The 17,812-nt window shown below is 48.2% G+C and carries 15 protein-coding genes; 7 read left to right on the forward strand and 8 right to left on the reverse strand.

Annotated features, from left to right (window positions below):
• The first annotated feature begins 5 nt into the window (after positions 1-5).
• The 4 genes from B5Z18_RS05520 to B5Z18_RS05535 all read left to right on the forward strand — a co-directional run bounded on the left by B5Z18_RS05520 (position 6) and on the right by B5Z18_RS05535 (position 5,499).
• A complete protein-coding gene (locus tag B5Z18_RS05520) occupies positions 6-2,291 on the forward strand; it encodes a TonB-dependent siderophore receptor (protein WP_079468383.1) in 2,286 nt (761 codons plus the stop codon).
• A 4-nt stretch (positions 2,292-2,295) separates the two neighbouring features.
• Complete coding sequence (locus B5Z18_RS05525; protein ID WP_079468384.1) at positions 2,296-3,738, forward strand: ABC transporter permease; 1,443 nt, start codon at positions 2,296-2,298, stop codon at positions 3,736-3,738.
• Between the two features lie 8 nt (positions 3,739-3,746).
• Entirely contained in the window at positions 3,747-5,108 is a 1,362-nt protein-coding gene (locus B5Z18_RS05530; protein ID WP_079468385.1) for a DUF3526 domain-containing protein, read from the forward strand.
• Between the two features lie 79 nt (positions 5,109-5,187).
• Positions 5,188-5,499, forward strand: a complete 312-nt coding sequence (locus B5Z18_RS05535) for a hypothetical protein (protein WP_079468386.1) — start codon at positions 5,188-5,190, stop codon at positions 5,497-5,499.
• A 7-nt stretch (positions 5,500-5,506) separates the two neighbouring features.
• Here B5Z18_RS05535 and B5Z18_RS05540 read toward each other — a convergent pair whose 3' ends face one another.
• Both B5Z18_RS05540 and B5Z18_RS05545 read right to left on the reverse strand, forming a co-directional pair.
• On the reverse strand, positions 5,507-6,073 hold the full coding sequence (locus tag B5Z18_RS05540) for a hypothetical protein (RefSeq protein ID WP_143313498.1): 567 nt from the start codon (positions 6,071-6,073) through the stop codon (positions 5,507-5,509).
• A 127-nt stretch (positions 6,074-6,200) separates the two neighbouring features.
• The gene (locus tag B5Z18_RS05545; protein ID WP_079468388.1) at positions 6,201-8,060 is read right to left on the reverse strand and encodes a hypothetical protein; all 1,860 of its coding nucleotides are present in this window, start codon (positions 8,058-8,060) and stop codon (positions 6,201-6,203) included.
• 210 nt (positions 8,061-8,270) lie between these two features.
• Here B5Z18_RS05545 and B5Z18_RS05550 point away from each other — a divergent pair, with 210 nt between their 5' ends.
• The 3 genes from B5Z18_RS05550 (at position 8,271) to B5Z18_RS05560 (ending at position 9,886) form a co-directional block, all read left to right on the forward strand.
• On the forward strand, positions 8,271-9,002 hold the full coding sequence (locus B5Z18_RS05550; protein ID WP_235015877.1) for an AraC family transcriptional regulator: 732 nt from the start codon (positions 8,271-8,273) through the stop codon (positions 9,000-9,002).
• Between the two features lie 81 nt (positions 9,003-9,083).
• Positions 9,084-9,503: a DoxX family membrane protein gene (locus B5Z18_RS05555; protein ID WP_079468390.1), complete on the forward strand. Its 420-nt coding sequence runs from the start codon at positions 9,084-9,086 to the stop codon at positions 9,501-9,503.
• Between the two features lie 11 nt (positions 9,504-9,514).
• Positions 9,515-9,886, forward strand: a complete 372-nt coding sequence (locus tag B5Z18_RS05560; protein WP_079468391.1) for a cupin domain-containing protein — start codon at positions 9,515-9,517, stop codon at positions 9,884-9,886.
• A gap of 54 nt (positions 9,887-9,940) precedes the next feature.
• Here the strand turns inward: B5Z18_RS05560 and B5Z18_RS05565 are convergent, their stop codons facing one another.
• From B5Z18_RS05565 to B5Z18_RS05590, 6 genes are all read right to left on the reverse strand, one after another.
• The gene (locus B5Z18_RS05565) at positions 9,941-10,456 is read right to left on the reverse strand and encodes a DinB family protein (protein ID WP_079468392.1); all 516 of its coding nucleotides are present in this window, start codon (positions 10,454-10,456) and stop codon (positions 9,941-9,943) included.
• Positions 10,457-10,490: 34 nt separating this feature from the next.
• The gene (locus B5Z18_RS05570; protein WP_079468393.1) at positions 10,491-11,096 is read right to left on the reverse strand and encodes an HD domain-containing protein; all 606 of its coding nucleotides are present in this window, start codon (positions 11,094-11,096) and stop codon (positions 10,491-10,493) included.
• Between the two features lie 44 nt (positions 11,097-11,140).
• A complete protein-coding gene (locus B5Z18_RS05575) occupies positions 11,141-12,283 on the reverse strand; it encodes an efflux RND transporter periplasmic adaptor subunit (protein WP_079468394.1) in 1,143 nt (380 codons plus the stop codon).
• A gap of 4 nt (positions 12,284-12,287) precedes the next feature.
• On the reverse strand, positions 12,288-16,658 hold the full coding sequence (locus B5Z18_RS05580; RefSeq protein WP_079468395.1) for a CusA/CzcA family heavy metal efflux RND transporter: 4,371 nt from the start codon (positions 16,656-16,658) through the stop codon (positions 12,288-12,290).
• Between the two features lie 184 nt (positions 16,659-16,842).
• A complete protein-coding gene (locus tag B5Z18_RS05585; RefSeq protein WP_133256281.1) occupies positions 16,843-17,223 on the reverse strand; it encodes a hypothetical protein in 381 nt (126 codons plus the stop codon).
• A 161-nt stretch (positions 17,224-17,384) separates the two neighbouring features.
• Entirely contained in the window at positions 17,385-17,786 is a 402-nt protein-coding gene (locus B5Z18_RS05590) for a tetratricopeptide repeat protein (RefSeq protein ID WP_079468397.1), read from the reverse strand.
• Positions 17,787-17,812: the final 26 nt, after the last annotated feature.

Raw genomic sequence — 17,812 nt, forward strand, 5'->3', positions numbered from 1 at the left:
ACTTCATGAAATTTCTTTCTTCTTACCCCGTGGCCAGGAACTTATTCCTGGTAACAGGCTTTGTGTATTTGTCACCGGTGGCAGCGGCGCAAACAAAGGTTATTGATTCTTCCGGAAAAAAAGTAGAATTACAAACGGTGGAAATCACCGGTACCAACGCACAAAAGTATTATGGCGACTACTCCTTCTCGGCCACAAAGATCGCATCTCCCAACAAAGATATTCCGCAGGCCATTTCTTCGGTATCAAAAGAGCTGATCGCCGACCGGCAGGCATTTACGCTGGCAGATGCCGTGAAAAATGTAACAGGCGTTTCCCAGAGCAGCTACTATAACCAGTTTGCGATACGCGGTATCAGTCAGAATGAAGAAGGCGCCATCATCAATGGCATGCGCACGCGCCAGTACTTTTTTAATCAACCGCTGACCAATAACCTGGAACGCATTGAAGTGATCAAAGGACCCGCCAGCGCTACTTTTTCCAGTGTTGATCCCGGCGGCAGTATCAATATGGTGACAAAAAAACCACTCACGGAAAACAGGAAACAGGTAAGCATCTCCACCGGCAGCTTCAGCACTATAAGAGCCGCACTCGATTTCACCGGTCCGTTGAACAAGGAAAAAACACTGCTGTACCGCCTGAATGTAGGATACGAAAACAGCAAAAGTTTCCGCGACCTGCAATACAAAAAAGCATACCTGATTTCACCTTCGTTTTCCTATGTGCCCAATCAAAGCACCAGCATGAACGTAGAGCTGGTGATGAATAACAGCAACTCCAGGCTGGACCGCGGACAAGCCATATTCGGGGCCATCGCCGGGCAAACCAACCTGAACAGCACGCCTGTCAATTTTAATATGGGTGGCAGCAACGACTACTTCAATACACAGGACCTGATGCTGATGATTAACGGCTCCCACGCCTTTACGTCAAAGGTGGTTTTCAATGTTGCCTACATGAAGCAAACCTGGAATGAAGACCTCTTCGAACACCGCACCACCAATGCGTTTGGCGTAGATGAAAACAATACTCCTATCCCCACCTTAGCCGGCATGCGCGCCGTACAACGGCAACAGAAATGGAATACAGATAACCTGAGCGCCTATTTCAGCATCAACGCCAACACCGGCGCTGTAAATCATAAGATCGTAGCGGGATACGACCGCATCAACACACAGAAATACCGGGGCGGCGGCGAAAACTCTGCCCAGGGCTACCGGCTGAAAGATGGCACCATCGCTACACGATACGACCCGGCAAAGAAAGAGCTCTATCTTTTTAAAACAATTAACGGCGTAAATGCACCAGTACCTAATGTGGACTTCTTTAACCTGGCCAATCCCAGTTATACCATCCGTAACCTGAGCGATTATATTTTCGGCAGAACAGAAATTCCTCCCGCTTACTACCTCGTTAACGGCGTATATATCCAGGACCAGGTGAACTATCAGAAGCTCACTCTCACGCTTGGCCTGCGGCAGGAATGGTATGAAGATTTCAGCAACTATAAACTTCCTAACGAAAAGAAAATTTCCCAGCAGAAACTGCTGCCAAGGATAGGTGTTACCTATGCCATCACACCTGATATAAACCTGTACAGCACTTACCTCCGCGGCTACCAGCCGCAGGGCAACACCTCTACACTGGTGGTGGTACCGCCGCCGGCAGGCACCAACTATAAACCGCTGGAAAGTGATCTTAAAGAGATCGGCGCAAAATCAACCTGGCTGAATGACCTGCTGATGGTGAACATCTCCCTTTTTGAAATCAATCAGAAAAATTTGCTGATGAATGCCAACGACCCTGAAGATGTGAACCGGCTGATAGAAAGGGGCGCGCAACGCAGCCGCGGAGTAGAACTCGAAGCCTCGGGGTTTATCAGACCCAACTGGCAATTTAATGCGGGGTATAGTTTTGTGGATGCCATCATCCTCGAAGACTTAAATCCAAAACTAAAAGGTGAGCGCGTACAGAACACGCCCAAACACAGCGGCAGCCTGTGGACCCGCTACGACCTGGACGACAATAGCCTGTTAAAAGGAATTGGCTTTGGCGCCGGCGTCCAATACAGCGGCAACAAATTGCCGTGGTACATCCGCGATTTTACACTACCCGCATACACTTTACTGGATGCCGCTTTATATTATAGCCCGGCAAAAACAAGAATACAACTGGCATTGAATATCGGCAACATACTGAATAAAACCTATTGGATAGGTGCGCAGAATTACCTCCGCCTTTTCCCCGGTTCTCCCAGAAATGTGATGTTTAATGCTACCTATAAATTCTGACCGCATGAAAACAATCCTTCTAATTGCAGGCAGCACCTGGAAAGCATCCTTCAGGAATAAAGCCACGCTGGCTCTCACCCTGATCCTCGGACTCGCATTGTGCCTGGCAACATATATCGGGTGGCAGAACTTTAATATCCAGAATGGCCAGCGACTGAAATACAAACAAATCGTCCGCCAGCAATGGCTGGCCAAGCCGGATAAGCACCCGCACCGGATGGCCCATTATGGCTACCTCGCTTTCCGTGATAAACATGAACTGAGCTTTTTTGACTTTGGTATTGAAAGCTTCGCGGGCGTATCCATTTTCCTGGAAGCGCACAAACAAAATACCGTTAACTTCAGCGAAGCCGGCTTCTCCAATGGTATGCTTCGTTTCGGGGAAATGAGTGTAGCAATGGTGTTGCAGCTGCTTGTTCCGTTGCTGATCTTTTTTCTTGGGTACAACAGTATTTCCGCAGAACGCGAGAATGGTACGTTAAAAATACTGCTTTGCCAGGGCGTTAGCTGGCGGGCGCTGTTAACGGGAAAAATTGCAGGGATCATTGCCGTTAGCTTTACACTTTTTATCCCGGTCATTTTGCTCACCATTTTCATGTGGGCTATGCTCAGTCACTGGCAGGTAACGGCCGATGCAGCCATCCGTCTTTTATTACTGGTACTGGCTTATGCTGTTTACTTTATCATTTGTGCCGGTATTGCAGTGGTGGTATCCGCCGTTCACAAAACATCGAGGGCCGCTCTTACTACGTTGCTGGCCTGCTGGGTGTTCTTTACCATTGTGATGCCCAGGATTACGCAGGCTATTGGCGTTAAAGTGTATCCTTCTCCATCGAAAATTGAATTTGCGGCTGCTGTTGAATCAGACCTTCACCAGCAGGGGGATAGCCATAATCCGGATGATCCGCATTACGCGAAGTTCCGGGCAGACGTATTAAAACAGTACGGGGTAAATGATGTCAAAGATCTTCCCTTTAACTACGGTGGCTATGTAATGGCTGAAGGGGAAAGGATTTCGGCGGATATTTATACCCGTCATCAGAAAGCGCTTACAAAAACATTTGAGCAGCAAAACAGTTTCCAGGTGGCAGCGGGCTACCTGAACCCGTTCCTCGCTATTAAGAATCTCTCCATGGCGCTCACGGCCTCCGACTTTAACACCTTTGCCGATTTCCAGGATCAGGCAGAAGTCTACCGCTACGGGCTCGCCCAACGGATGAACAAATTGCAGAAAGAAAAGATCAGCAACACGCCTCCCGGAGAAAAGGATAAGCCTTTAACCATCAGCCGCGCCCACTGGGCGGAGCAGGCCGATTTCAAGTATGTGTTTAAACCGGTTAGCCAGGTGATATCGCATCACATCAGCACCATCGTTTCCCTGCTCTGCTGGTTAATGGTCTTGCTGGGATGCCTGCTGCTATCATCAAAATGGGTTAAAACTTTATAACAGCGAATATGGATCAACGTATATATTTATTGGAATGCAAGATCTTCTTCAGGAATAAAACACTGCTGACAGGGATACTCATCCTGCTGATCAGCGGGTTTGCCGGGTTGTATTTTGGAAAGAATTTTATAGAGAGACAGAAAGAAGTGATCCGCAAAGCGGAAAAACTACAGACCGAAAATACCGCCAGGAACATTAAATACTTTGGTAAAGAACTGGGACTGGTGTTATATCATACCAAATTTTCGATGGCCAGCGAGCCGCGCAACTGGGCGGCTTTTTCCAATGGTCAGCGCGACATCAATCCTTATCTCATCGGGGTTACCACGCTGGGCCTGGAAGGGCAACTCTATGATACCGATCTTAACAACCCTACCACCCTGCTTCTGGGCAATATGGACCTGGCTTTTGTATTTATCTTCATATTTCCCCTTATCATCATTGCATTTACTTATAATTTACTTTCGGGAGAACAGGAATCCGGTATATGGGGGCTGCTTCGTTCGCAATCGGCCACTCCTTTGAAAATACTATGGCGGAAGTTTGCTATAAGAATGGCCGCCATTTACCTGACAGCACTGGTATTGATGGCTGCAGCGGGTGTTTACCTCCGGCTTGCAGCAGACCTTCGTTTGCTGACCGTAATCGTGGTATTGAGCCTGTACCTGCTGTTCTGGTTCGCGCTCTCCTTCTGGGTTATTTCGCGGGGGAAATCTTCCAGCGTGAATGCAGTTACGCTTATTTCGTGTTGGGTGGTGCTGAACATCCTTGCACCTGCTTTGGTGAATGTTTGGCTTACCCGGAAATATCCTGTTCCGGAAGCGCTGGAAACCGTGGTGATGCAGCGGGAGGGGTATCATGAAAAATGGGATATGGACAAGCGTGTTGCACTCAATTCATTTTACCGGCATTATCCACAGTTTAAGAAATATCCATTCCCAGAGGAACTGGCGTTCAGCTGGTATTGGTACTTCGCCATGCAGCAAAACGGCGACGACCAGGCTGCCCCCGGCGCCAGGTCCATGCAACACAAACTGACGCAAAGAAACGATTTTACAAATGCTGTGGCGTTTATCCTTCCCGGTATTCAAACCCAGCTCACGCTGAATGGAATTGCCGGATCTGATCTTCAGCAGCACCTGGATTTTCAGCAGGCGCTCAGAAATTATCACGAACAGCTACGCCTGTATTTTTACCCGGCCATTTTCCAGGATCAACCGGCTAAAAGCATTGACTGGAGCCAGTTTAAACTAAAGCACTATTATGAAGATGGGAGCGGCGCCATCTGGCAGAGTATTCTTTCGCTGGTGGTTTTCACTTCGCTGTTGTCGGGTATGGCAATATATAATTTCAGAAAGAAGATGTACTGATAAAAGGGCTATTCAGCTGCCGCCGTCACAAAGCGGATATCTTTTCCTGGTGTGCGGGTAAGGTAGTACCTTTATAGCTATGGCAAAAGAAAAAAACAAGCCGGTACCGGTAAGATTCGATTTAAAGCTGCTGGAATTGCTGAAGGAAGAAGAGAAGATAGATACGCCCCAGCAAGCCTTAAACTTCCTGTCGAAGTTCTGGGAAAACAACCGGCCGGCAACCACCGATTTTGCAAATGATTTTAAAACGCTCACACCGGTTACACCGGTTGTAAAGAAAGAAAAAACAGATAAGGAGGACGCTTCCTCCCACCCTTCCGGGTTGTCAGGAATCGACCTCCTTATCTGGAAGGCGGAGCAAAGAGAAAAGAACAACGACCAGGAAATTTAACTATCCGCTAGTAACGCTTCTTGGGTTTAGGTATTACTGTACTGCTGCTGTTCAATGGCGGGGCCAGGAAAATACCATTGACTTTTTTATCAGTGGTTTCCGTCAGCTCAGCATCATAGGTGATCTTGCCACGTTTTATTTCATAGAACTTCGATGGAACGTAATACATCGAATCAGCAGCAGGGTGTACCTCAGTGAGATCACTGCCTCCAAATTCAAGGTTACCGTCACGATCCCAGTCTTTCACATCTGAACTCACTGCACTCAACAGCGAGTCTGCCAGGGAGTGATCAATATTGAACACATACAACCGGTTCTTGTTGGGGCTCCCGTTTACTTCCAGGAAAAGAAAAACGGATTTACCGTTCTCCACCAGGCGGTTGCGCTTACTTTTGTAGTTAATAATGTCTTCATGCAGCACAAAGGCTTTATTACCATTCACGAAAATAGTTCCCTTGTACACGGTGATCAGCTGTTGCTGGCTGCTGGTAAAATGTAGTTCATTAGCGGGTTTCTGAGCCATCGCTGGCAGATAAACAGAAAGTAACAGGCATAGTTTGAATAGATGGCGCATCGTAATTTTTTATACCGGAAATTAATAATAATTCTTTAGTAGTGCTAAAATAGTCTGCAGGAAACTTACTAATATTCCATTCGCCATTTTGAAAGCCCGCTCCAGGCGGGCTTTCAAGTGTTACTGCTTACAATTCATTCCAGGTAGTACCTCCATTTGCATTTCTCCAGCAGAGGTGTCCGGTTGTTATACTCCAGTCGTTGTATATGATGGTTCCTTTAGGCTTCACTTCCGTTGGTACAACGGCCGCATAAGATAAATTGTGATCAATACCTGCTGCTTCAAGACCAGTGTAGGCTGTTACCTGTTTAAAGTCGAGCGTAGCCACCGAGAATGATCTTATCCTCAGATTCGCTGTACCGGATGTTAATATCACCCTTATAAACGCTACATTATCGCCCACAGTAAAACTGGTTGCAAAATCAACATCTGAACTGTTCAGATAACATCCTCCAAACTGTCCCGCATTAACTATTGTCAAATGCGGTGAAAAGAGGTTGGCTCCGATTACAGGCGCCAGTATATTGCCGGTACTATCGTAACAAACAACAGATACCCTACCGCCAAATCCGGCATCTACGTTCTTTCTTACAATAAATTTCTTCGCGGAGGAAGTATTGATAAAAACACCAATGCCGGTGTTACCGGAAATTTCCACATAACTGGCTGTCACTGCTGCAATGAGTCTTGACGGCAGTACAGCGCTGCTGGCCTTATCGGCACAATGCAGCCCCCTGAAAAAGTAATTGGTACTGTTGTATTTATTGATATGCAATGGCAGGAAAAGCGATTGCCAGCAATTGCTGTTATTAACGGCGTCGTTATAATAGTTTGGATAATTAGCCACCCGGTTGTTACGGGATTTACTTCCGTCTTCTATCTGAACAGCAGCATTATTTACCTCATTGGCAGATAAATCGGTATATCCGATATAAACACTATTCTGCACGCTGTCTGCACCGGTGATTTTCATTGAACACTTCCCGCTGTTTTCATTCCGTGCATCCCATACCCGGTTATTAATTCCCCGGTTTATTAATACGGCGCGGCACTCCGTAACGGTTGGATCAGTGATGTATGACTCACTCAGCTCAAAACTGGGTTTATAAAATACATTGTTGTTGGGTATGTGCGCGGTTGTTCCCGACATGCCTATTCTGACGCCATACCTTGCTTTATCCGCCAGGGTACTTACTGAGTTCACGCTGAATCGCCCGCCGGTAAAAACGTTCTCATTACAAAACCCATCTGTTCCTGACGCCTGCAGGTCCAGCTGTATTTTTCCATCTTTTAATGTACCTATCCCCACCCTGTTGTAGGCGCATTGCCCACTGCCAAATAGTTGCACATTAATGGTAAAGGAGCTTACAAATTCAAGGTTCAGTCTGGATGATAAAAGGTTGATGAGCTTTACGCCAACACAGCTTTCATTTGTCCAGGCTGATATTGTTTCCTTAACGATCCGGAGGCTGAGTTTTACGGATGCATTGGTTGCGCTATCACTTCCTATCACCATACCCGGCAGTGAATCAGTAGGATCAACAAAACTTACCGGCGCTTCCATTTCCACATTCACACCGGCGGCAATATTGAGGGTAGCTTTGCAGGTGTACCGGTCGCCCCTGGGGAAATATAACGTAGGCTTATTCCCATAATAAGTGGAACCCGGATCCGGCGAAGTGGCCGAATAAGCATTTGCTACACGGACCGCATCCTGCAATGCGGCGGTTGAATCAATCGCAGGATTTCCTGAAGCGCCAAACCACAGGACATTTACAATGTCTCCATCAATATTCCTGATCCACCTGCCGGGTAGATTACCCACTTTGAATATAGTACCCAGGTTGGGATTTAAAGAAGAAGTACTATCCCAGTAAAATACGCCACCTCCTCCATCAGCCGGATTATTATATCCCAACAGATGGCAAAGTTCTCCATTAGTTGTGCCGGCAGTTCCTGTCAATTCAGTTACATTTTTAAATGTCATTTTTAATTTGGTTTTGGGGTTTCAATAAAGAAATTGTCTTTATAAAAATCAGCTTCCGATACGCACTGTAAATGCGTATCGGAAATATTAAACACGCAGATTCAGGATACCGTTTAAAATACTACCTTCGGTAACACAACCACCATCTACAGGATGATTGAAATAAAAGATCTGGACCATAGCCCGTTTCCCGACAAACCGCGGCGCATCATGAAGTATGTATTGGTTTACTGTACAGCAGGAAAACTAAATGTACAGGCAGATCATACTGTATTTAACCTGAAACCGGGCGACGTTATCACTATTACCTCCGGCCAGGTACACAGTATCCAGCCGGCCCCGAAAGCCAAAGGATTTGTGCTGGAATTTACACTGGATTTTTTCTGTAAAGATGATAAGGATATTGAACTCATTTTTCACAACGGACTTTTCTGCCACTTCGCCATGAATGAGGTAATCCCTGTGGATAAAGATATCATGGAAACACAACTGGCCCTCATCCGGGAAGAATTACAGGAGCAGCCTTACCAATACCTTATTTCCGTGCATAGCCGCGTGGCCCTGATACTGGTGTCCATCAACCGGGCAAAGGTGAAACGTGGCGATGAGATCTGGAAACCGGAAGCGCTATTCCTGAGGTTCCTGGAAGCCGTAAGGGATAATTTTGAGCATAACTATACCCTCGCACAATTTGCAAAGCTGCTCGGCACTACGGAGGCCAAACTCAATGAACTGGCAAAGCTCCATGCCGGGAAAACAGCCCAGAACGTGATTTACGGCCTTGTTACATCTGAAGCAAAACGAATGCTTACCTATGGCGATCTGTCTGTAAAAGAAGTCGCCTATAAACTCGGCTTCAACGACCCTTTCTATTTTTCCAACTTCTTCAAAAAACAAACACAGATCTCCCCAAAACTTTATAAAGAGCAGTTCGCCGGGTAAATATTACATGCTTTTTGCAGGATTCTCTATTCCCAGGGCCACCCATAAAACCCACCTTTGTATCAGTTAAACAACTGGTACATGAAAACTTATCAACACATCGCTTCCCTGCTACTCCGGCTTGCACTGGCAACAGGCTTCTTATCTGCAGTAGCAAGCAGATTGGGTTTATGGGGGCAACAGTCATCGGGATGGGAAAAGTTCCTCCAGTATACCGCCCAGGTAAATTCATTTGCACCCAAAAAAATGATCCCTGCACTGGCTGTAGCCAGCACTATTCTTGAAACATTGCTGGGCATTTTACTGCTGCTGGGGTTCAAAACGTCGCTGGCGGCCACCGGCGCCATGATACTCACCTGCCTGTTTGCGGTTAGCATGACCTACTCCTTCGGGCTGAAAGAACCCCTGGACTACTCCGTTTTCGTTTTCAGCGCAGCCGCTTTCCTTTTAGCTACCATGCCCGCAGGCAAATGGAGCATTGATCAATACTTAACCAAATAAAAAATAAAATCATGAACACTGATATCAATCACTACATCACTAAAAGTAACCAGGTTGAATGGCAACCACTCGTAGAGAAAAATATTCACTATAAAGGAATATTCGTGAAGTCGCTCCGGTACGACGAAGCCGCCGGACGCTCTACAACCATCCTGCTCAAGTTTGAGCCCGGCGCCCATTATCCGTATCATAATCATCCGGGAGGTGAAGAAATCTTTGTGCTGAGTGGCGACGCCGTACTGGAACATACTACACTGCTGGCGGGCGACTACCTGTATACGCCACCAGGCTTCCGGCATTCTGTTACCAGCAACACCGGATGCGTGCTGTTCTTTGTGATCCCGGAGGAAGTGGAGATCCTTCCCGGTTCAGGTGAACTATAGATACTTTGTCAGATCTTTTATTTACAATGGTATTGTAAATAAAAGATCTGACAATTAACTTCTGAAGAGTTGTTCATCAATCCGCTCTTTCTGCCTCAGGTGATGTCTCATGTGCATCTCTGCAAACTGAAGCCATTCCAGCGAATTAAAAAAGAGCAAACCCGGATGTTCGGTTTTTCCGCGTGCCGTTGAAAGATCGATAGCATTCACCTCCTGCTTTAAACGCAACAGGCCCTGCAATAACTCGTCTTTACTTTGGGGTTGTCTTGAATAAGGATCATTGGAGGGGTTTCCTAACAACATATCCGGGAAGGCATTATTGGCAAACATCACTTTGGCATGTTTGTGCATGGCTTTATCATGGTTGGCATTGTCCAGCAAGGCAGCTTTCATTTGCTCCACAAAATAGCTGGTATCTGCTATAATGTGCAGGTACACCTGTCCCAGCGACCAGGCATCCTCGCGGGGTTTCCGGCAAAGCATCTTCAACGTGTAGTCGTTGAGGTGAGCCATCCATTTTTCAATCGTTTCATTGAAATGTTGGCGTAAAGCGACTTGGTTTGTTTCCATTGCTGATTTCTATAGTGGGAAGCTACCATTTTTTTCAGATGTCTGCCTGCCTGTTGTCTCTTTTTTTCAACCACATCTCCTTTCTTTCCTGTAATACCCTTCGTCCGTAGTCGGTAAAGTATTGGTGCCGGATGAGGAAGGCATCATTCATGCGGTTCCATTCCTCATCCGTAAAACACCGGAACAGGCAGCCCGCCCATTCTTCCCGGAGCAGCGCTTCTTCTTCCTGGTAATTATCCTGCGACAGGTGGTAAAGGTCCGCATCACAAAGCACTTCTTCCATAAGCGTTAAAGGATGCTGCGGCATTTTGGTGGCTTCAATGCAGGCCAGTACCTGCTGTATGGCTGCGTCGGGCATCCCGTGTTGTGTCAGGTATTGCCGCGCTATCTTTTTGCTTTCCTCTTCATGGCCTATGTACGTATAGCAATAACCCGCATCATGAAACCAGGCGGCTATCTGCACCAGTTCCAGCTGGGCGGGTGTAAGCCCGCTGGCGGCGCCTATTTCCGTAACTGCCGTTACCACGGTGCGGGTATGGGCTATGGTGTGAAACGAAACCGGCGCCGCCAGCCCCCTGTTCAGCAATGAACTGATATATCCTTCTATCTCCCCTAACAGGTCAGTCTTATTGGAATACATAACATATCAATTTTTTACAAAGACGTATAACCGCACCGGTACCCCTACTCTTCCATCCTGTTTTTCAATTTGCCTAACAGGGCATATGCACCCTGAACAACAATCCTTGTTTTCAGCCAGTCGGTACTGTCCGGCAGCAATGCTACTTTGCCATTTTCCCGGTCGCCGGCGGTTACCCGTACCAGGTGGAAACTGTTTTCATCTGCTGTCGTAAACACGTACTCCTTACCATTATAACGCACCAGCGCGTCTTCTGGTACAATTGCGGCCGGTTTATTATCCAGTTCAAATACGGCGTTCAGGAACATGCCCGGCAACAGGTGCAGCATCTGCTTTTCAAAATGGCAATGCAACACGCCGCTCCTGTTTTCATCCACGTTGCGGGTCACCAAAATGGTTTCCACATCGTACCACTCGTCCGGTTTATCCACCAGGCTTACTTTTCCATGCATGCCCTTTTTAAAGGAGTTGATATTCTTTTCAAACACCGTAATAGCGGCATGGATATCGTCAGGGTTTACCAGTTCAAACAATACATCCGCGGGATTTACGTATTTGCCGATGTTCACATTCACTTTGCTCACATAACCATTGATAGGCGCATAAATGGGCACTACGCCGGATATGGTGCCGGGGCTTAGTTTATCCGGGTTAATGTGAATGATCCGCAGCTTGGCGGCGAGCGATTGTATCATCACTTCCTGTGTATTGTATTCGCTGAGGGCAAGCTGGTAGCTTTTCTTACTGGTAGCATCGGCCTCGCTCAGTTCCCTTTGGCGTTGCATATCTGTGGCCAGGTATTGCATCTTCGCCTTTGCTGTGAGGTAATCCTGCTGTAACTGCACATAGGCCGGGTCTTCCATCACAGCAATTACCTGCCCTTTGGAAATCGGGGACCCTGGCAGCAGGGTGGTGCTTTTTAAATATCCGCCCAACGGAAAGCTCACCGAAATGAGGCTTTGGGGAGGCACATCTACGGAGCCGGTGGCCCGGATAGTAGCGTGTGTGGTGCCTTCCTGCGCGGTAGCGGTTACAATGCCTGCGTTCTTCTTCTGTAAACTGTCGAGCATCACCACGTTCTGTTCTGATGCTGCCGGTGCGGATGATGTGGAAGCTGCCGTTTCGCTCTTTTGCTTACAGGCAACTGCCGCAACCATCAGCGCACTATATATCAATAACTTTTTCATGCCGCTAATTTTGATTGGATGACAATAAATATTCGAGCTCAATTTTCCGCAGGTTCAGTTCCTTTACGGCGTCCAGGTACTCGCTTTGCAGGGTAACGGCGCTGTTAATCAGCGTTCCCCATTCTATATAGCTGATCTCTCCGTTCTTATAGGTAAGATTAGCCGTTCTGATCATAATCTCTGCCTGTCGCAACGCGCTGCCGGTATAGTAATCCACTGCCTGCTGGTATTTCAGGTATTCACTGTGGTTCTGCTGCAATTGCGCCCACAGCCTGGTGGCGGCCACTTCCGACGACAATGCCGCGATATCCTCCATACGTGTAGCCGCCTTTATTTTTGCCCGCTGCGTTCTGGCAAAGATGGGAATACCCACACCTATCTGCACCGTGGAAAAACGGGTGCCGCTGCCGTAATAATGATCCACCTGGCTTCTATCCATCTGCCAGCCTATGATCGACTGGTTAGAATACCCCAGGTTCCAGTCCGGCAGCAGCTTTGCTTTTTCCAGTTGTGTATTCCCTGCCGCAATCCGCTGCTGCTGCTGGTAAAGCTGTAGCACCGGGTGCTGCGCCAGCAAAGTGGTATCATACAACACCACATTTGCGTTCAGTGTATCCGTAGCCGTTATAGCGCCGCGTTCATTCAGCAAAGTGGCTAATTGTACACCGGCAACTTTCTCATCGGCGTAGGTCATCCGCAGCATCATTTTTATCTGGCTGGCCTGGTTCTCCAGAGATGTTTTTTCCAGCAGGTTGGTTTCTCCTTTCTCAAAACGCAGGGCGGCTACTTTGGTATACCGGGAGTAGGTGCTGTCCATTTTCTCCAGCAATAACCGCCGGCTGTTGATGTATTGCAGTTGCAGGTACGCCTGTTTCACCAGCCGGATAATTTCAGCTTTCTGTAAAGTGGTTTGCCATTGTGCTCCCAGCCATTCCTGTTCAAAAACATTCTTTTGTTTTTTGTATAGGGCGGGGAGAGAAAACCCCTGGGCAATGGTAAACTTATTATCAAAAGAAGTGCTGTTAATATTTCCCAGTTCTCCGGTAACAGTGGTTCTGGCCGGATCTACGGAGGAATGCCGCAATGCCTCGTAATAAGATTCCTGCAAACGGCCCAACGCTATCTGCCGGTTTTGTTCCACCGCGATATGAAGCGCCTCCTGCAGTGATAGCGGTTTAGCCTCCTGTGCTTGCAGCAAACCAGGACAAGCCAGCAATAGTACTACCAGCGGAACGGCAACGGCCTTCGCATTGGGTGGCCGCCATCCTTTTTCCGCCAGGTAATACAGGCAGGGCAACACCAGTAAGGTGAGCATGGTAGCAGTAATGAGTCCGCCTATTACCACGGTGGCCAACGGCCGTTGTACTTCCGCACCTGCGCCCTGGCTCAGCGCCATCGGCAGGAAGCCCAGCGATGCCACGGTGGCCGTCATCAGCACGGGTCTTAACCGGTCGTGCGTGGCCTGTAAAATGATTTGCATGATATCTGTCATACCTTCTTTTTTCAACTGGTTCATTTCTCCTATCAACACAATCCCGTTTAATACCGCTACGCCAAAAAGCGCTATAAAACCAACGCCGGCGGAGATGCTGAAAGGCATTCCCCTCAGCCAGATCGCCAGCACTCCTCCAATAGCAGATAAAGGAATGGCCGAAAAAATAAGCACACAATATTTCAGGTTGCGGAATGCAAAAAACAACAGGAGGAAGATCAGCAGCAGCGCCACGGGCAGTGCTATAGCAAGACGCCGGGTAGCATGTTGCAGGTTCTCATATTGTCCGCCGTAAGTAACGTAGTAACCCGCAGGGAATTTTACATGGCTGCCCACCTTACGTTGCAACTCCTGCACAATGCTCTGCACATCCCTTCCCCGCACGTTAAAGCCCACGGTGATCCTCCGGCGGGCATCTTCGCGCTGGATCTGGTAAGGGCCATCCTGGAGCTCAATAGCGGCCAGCATATGCAGCGGCACTTGTTGTCCGCCGGGCAGGCCCACCAGCAGGTTGCCTATTTCGTTGATATCCCGGCGCTGCCGGTCGTCCATACGGATCACCAGGTCGTAGCGTTTGTCCGCTTCAAACACCAGGCCCGCTACGGCGCCGGCATACGCCGCCTGCAATGTATTATTGATGTCATTTACCGATGCCCCGAACCGCGCAATCGCTTCCCGGTTGTAGGTCACCACCAGCTGTGGAATACCCGTCACCGTTTCTGTATAAAGATCCGTAGCCCCGTTTATGGATTGTATCACTTTACCCAGTTTATCAGCATAAGCTGATAGCGTGTCCAGGTCGTCGCCAAAGATCTTGCATACCACATCCTGCCGCGCGCCGGTCATCAGTTCATTAAACCGCATCTGCACCGGGAACTGGAAGCCGGTGGCAATACCAGGCACTTCTTCCAGTGCTGCACTCATTTTTCCTGCCAGCTCCGGGAAGGAAGTGGCGCTGGTCCATTCCTTTTTTGGTTTTAATATTACCATCATATCAGCGGCTTCCATCGGCATAGGATCGGTCGGTATTTCCCCGGAACCTATTTTGGTCACCACTTTCTGCACCTCGGGGAATTTATCCAGCAGCACCCGCGCGCTCTTCTGCGTGGTGTTGATGGTATTGGTTAAAGAAGAACCCGTGAGCAGCCTTGTATCTACCGCAAAATCCCCTTCCTCCAGCTGCGGGATAAACTCTCCGCCCAGCGACATCAGCACCGGGATGGCAGCAGCAAATAATACAAATGCCAGTCCTACTACCAGCCGGGGCGTACGCAATACTTTCTTCAGCAAAGGATCATAAAACCGCTGCACGGCACGCATCATTTTATCCGCGAAGCTCTCTTTATGACTTAACTTTTTATTTAACACCAGTGCGCCCATCATCGGCACATAGGTAAGTGATAAAATAAATGCACCGATAATAGCAAAAGACACTGTTTGCGCCATTGGCCGGAACATCTTTCCTTCGATGCCCTGGAGGGAAAGTATAGGGAGATAAACGATCAGGATGATGATTTGCCCGAAAGCCGCGCTGTTCATCATGGTTTTGGCAGAAGTTTCTACTTCATTGTCCATCTGCTCCTGCGTCATCAGGGTGGTTCCGCGCAGGGAGGCGCCTTTGGTGAGCTTATGCATCACTGCTTCGATGATGATCACGGCGCCATCTACCAGCAAGCCAAAATCGAGCGCACCGAGGCTCATCAGGTTGCCGCTCACCCCAAAGAGGTTCATCATGATGATGGCGAACAGCATCGCCAGCGGGATCACGGAGGCTACAATCAGCCCGGCCCGGATGTTGCCCATAAATATCACCAGCACAAAAACCACGATGAGCGCTCCTTCCAGCAGATTCCGTTCTACGGTGGAAATAGCGTTGTCCACCATTTTGGTGCGGTCCAGGAAGGGTTCAATGATCACGCCTTCCGGCAATGTTTTTTCAATTTCTTTTACCCTGTCTTTGATGCCTTTTATTACCGCAGCGCTGTTTTCTCCTTTCAGCATCATCACTATGGCGCCGGCTACTTCTCCTTCGTCGTTATACACGGTAGCGCCATACCGCACGGCATGGCCCTGCTGCACTTTAGCCACGTCCCTTACCAGCAGCGGCACGCCGCCGTTTACCTGCTTCACCACAATATTGTTGATGTCCCCGATATTTTTGGCGAGGCCCTCGCTCCGGATAAAAACCACGTTCGGGCCTTTTTCAATGTAGGCGCCGCCGGTGTTCTGGTTGTTATCCCGCAGACTTTTAAATACATCCGCTACCGTTAGACCGAAACTTTTAAGTTTATCAGGGTCAATGGCTACTTCATATTGCTTTACCATGCCGCCAAAGCTGCTTACATCGGCCACACCTTCCACGCTCAGGAGCTGACGCCGCACAATCCAGTCCTGGATATCCCGCAGGGCCATCAGGTCGTATTTGCCTTCATAGCCTGGTTTGGGCTTCACCACATACTGGAATATTTCCCCCAGGCCGGTAGTTACGGGCCCCAGCTGCGGATCTCCCATGCCCGGAGGGATCTGCGGACGCACCTGTGCCAGTCGCTCGCTGATCTGCTGCCGCGCCCAGTACACATCCGTATTGTCGTTGAATACAATGGTTACCAGGCTAAGCCCGAAACGGGAAAAGCTGCGCTGCTCAATAATGCCGGGCACATTCCGCGTGGCCTGTTCTATGGGAACGGTGATAAAACGTTCCACATCCGGCGCACCAAGGCTCGGCGCCGACGTGATCACCAGCACCTGGTTATTGGTGATATCAGGCACCGCATCAATAGGCAGGCGTGTTACCGAATAACTACCCCAGCCGATCAATGCCAGTACAAACAACAGGATGATCAGTTTATTCCTGACAGAAAAATGAATGATCTTATTTAACATGATTATCTATTGGGCTACATGAATACAACAGCATAATGGCCCGCAAATACAGCATACGCTGCACCTGCAAGGCACGCGCCGGTCAGTTAAATGGGATAACACATCCCAAAAACTTCCCGCATGCGGCCATAGGCGGCATTATACCGGTTTCAGAAAAAACAAAAACCTGAATTGTATGATATAGTTATGCCCGGGGAGGCTGGAAAATGCTGTGAGAAAGGAGACAAGGAGGTATCTCGTCATTTATTATTTTCCGTTTTACCGGTACCTGGGTAGGCACTTTAAACGATAATTGTGGTAAGATAGGTAAAATGCTTGGTGGCGTAAGCGTGAAAAAATATAAACAGGTTTTGAACGGTAACTCCATATCCTGCCTGTAATCCGCGTCATATGGCTGAGGATCCACGTAATGCATCCTGAAAAATGAGGCGATGGTAATGCCAGGGCTTTCACCCTTGTGCTTTATATAATGCTCCACCAGCAGCGGCAGTTTTAACACCTGCCCTGCCTCGGTAGTACCCAGCAGGTAGAGAGCCATTAAAAATATAGCGACGGCCTTTTTCACGCCCTAAAGTTATAAAAAAAAGTAAGACGGGAGTATTCATCTTCCGGGACTAACATATTAATACAAGAAAATATAGCCGATATACAAGTATAAGACAGTATTTAAAATACGAAAGCGTCTTACAACATAACATTGTAAGACGCTTTTTTTATACGGCAAACTTATGGGGCCTTCATTCGTTTTAAAACAAGCGCTTTTCTTCGCTTCCATCCGGTAATAACCGGGTCTTCATTTGTCAGTTTTCCTTTGGCATCTATTTGTCCCAGGCTTTTTGCCAATGCCTGGCTTAACTTTGCGGCTTTCCGGTGCGCTTTCATCCAGGTGGTCCTGGTTTGATGAACATTATCTTCCAGCGATTTTATCCCCTTGTTAATGGTATCCAGTTCTTTTTTATACGCCTTCTGCCGGCGGTAAATGATCATTAACCGGTTATAGGCAGCAATCGTGAGCGGGTCATTGGAAAGCGCCTCGTTATACAGGGCAATGGCGCCGGGCAGGTCATCTTCCGCCTCCAGCTGGCGTGCCTGTTCCAATAAGCTTTTATGGGAAATTTTCTCCGCCATGAAACGATGATTGTTAATCAGCTGCC

Origin of the sequence: Chitinophaga ginsengisegetis, assembly GCF_900168065.1 — a bacterium.
GTDB classification, from domain to species: domain Bacteria; phylum Bacteroidota; class Bacteroidia; order Chitinophagales; family Chitinophagaceae; genus Chitinophaga; species Chitinophaga ginsengisegetis.

What these genes read in the sequence shown, in the direction of transcription:
- B5Z18_RS05530 (WP_079468385.1), top strand. Translation starts at nt 3,747, where the DNA reads ATGGATCAACGTATATATTTATTGGAATGCAAGATCTTCTTCAGGAAT.
- B5Z18_RS05590 (WP_079468397.1), bottom strand. Translation starts at nt 17,786, where the DNA reads ATGGCGGAGAAAATTTCCCATAAAAGCTTATTGGAACAGGCACGCCAG.
- B5Z18_RS05520 (WP_079468383.1), top strand. Translation starts at nt 6, where the DNA reads ATGAAATTTCTTTCTTCTTACCCCGTGGCCAGGAACTTATTCCTGGTA.
- B5Z18_RS05575 (WP_079468394.1), bottom strand. Translation starts at nt 12,283, where the DNA reads ATGAAAAAGTTATTGATATATAGTGCGCTGATGGTTGCGGCAGTTGCC.
- B5Z18_RS05535 (WP_079468386.1), top strand. Translation starts at nt 5,188, where the DNA reads ATGGCAAAAGAAAAAAACAAGCCGGTACCGGTAAGATTCGATTTAAAG.
- B5Z18_RS05525 (WP_079468384.1), top strand. Translation starts at nt 2,296, where the DNA reads ATGAAAACAATCCTTCTAATTGCAGGCAGCACCTGGAAAGCATCCTTC.
- B5Z18_RS05580 (WP_079468395.1), bottom strand. Translation starts at nt 16,658, where the DNA reads ATGTTAAATAAGATCATTCATTTTTCTGTCAGGAATAAACTGATCATC.
- B5Z18_RS05555 (WP_079468390.1), top strand. Translation starts at nt 9,084, where the DNA reads ATGAAAACTTATCAACACATCGCTTCCCTGCTACTCCGGCTTGCACTG.
- B5Z18_RS05570 (WP_079468393.1), bottom strand. Translation starts at nt 11,096, where the DNA reads ATGTATTCCAATAAGACTGACCTGTTAGGGGAGATAGAAGGATATATC.
- B5Z18_RS05550 (WP_235015877.1), top strand. Translation starts at nt 8,271, where the DNA reads ATGAAGTATGTATTGGTTTACTGTACAGCAGGAAAACTAAATGTACAG.
- B5Z18_RS05560 (WP_079468391.1), top strand. Translation starts at nt 9,515, where the DNA reads ATGAACACTGATATCAATCACTACATCACTAAAAGTAACCAGGTTGAA.
- B5Z18_RS05545 (WP_079468388.1), bottom strand. Translation starts at nt 8,060, where the DNA reads ATGACATTTAAAAATGTAACTGAATTGACAGGAACTGCCGGCACAACT.
- B5Z18_RS05540 (WP_143313498.1), bottom strand. Translation starts at nt 6,073, where the DNA reads ATGCGCCATCTATTCAAACTATGCCTGTTACTTTCTGTTTATCTGCCA.
- B5Z18_RS05565 (WP_079468392.1), bottom strand. Translation starts at nt 10,456, where the DNA reads ATGGAAACAAACCAAGTCGCTTTACGCCAACATTTCAATGAAACGATT.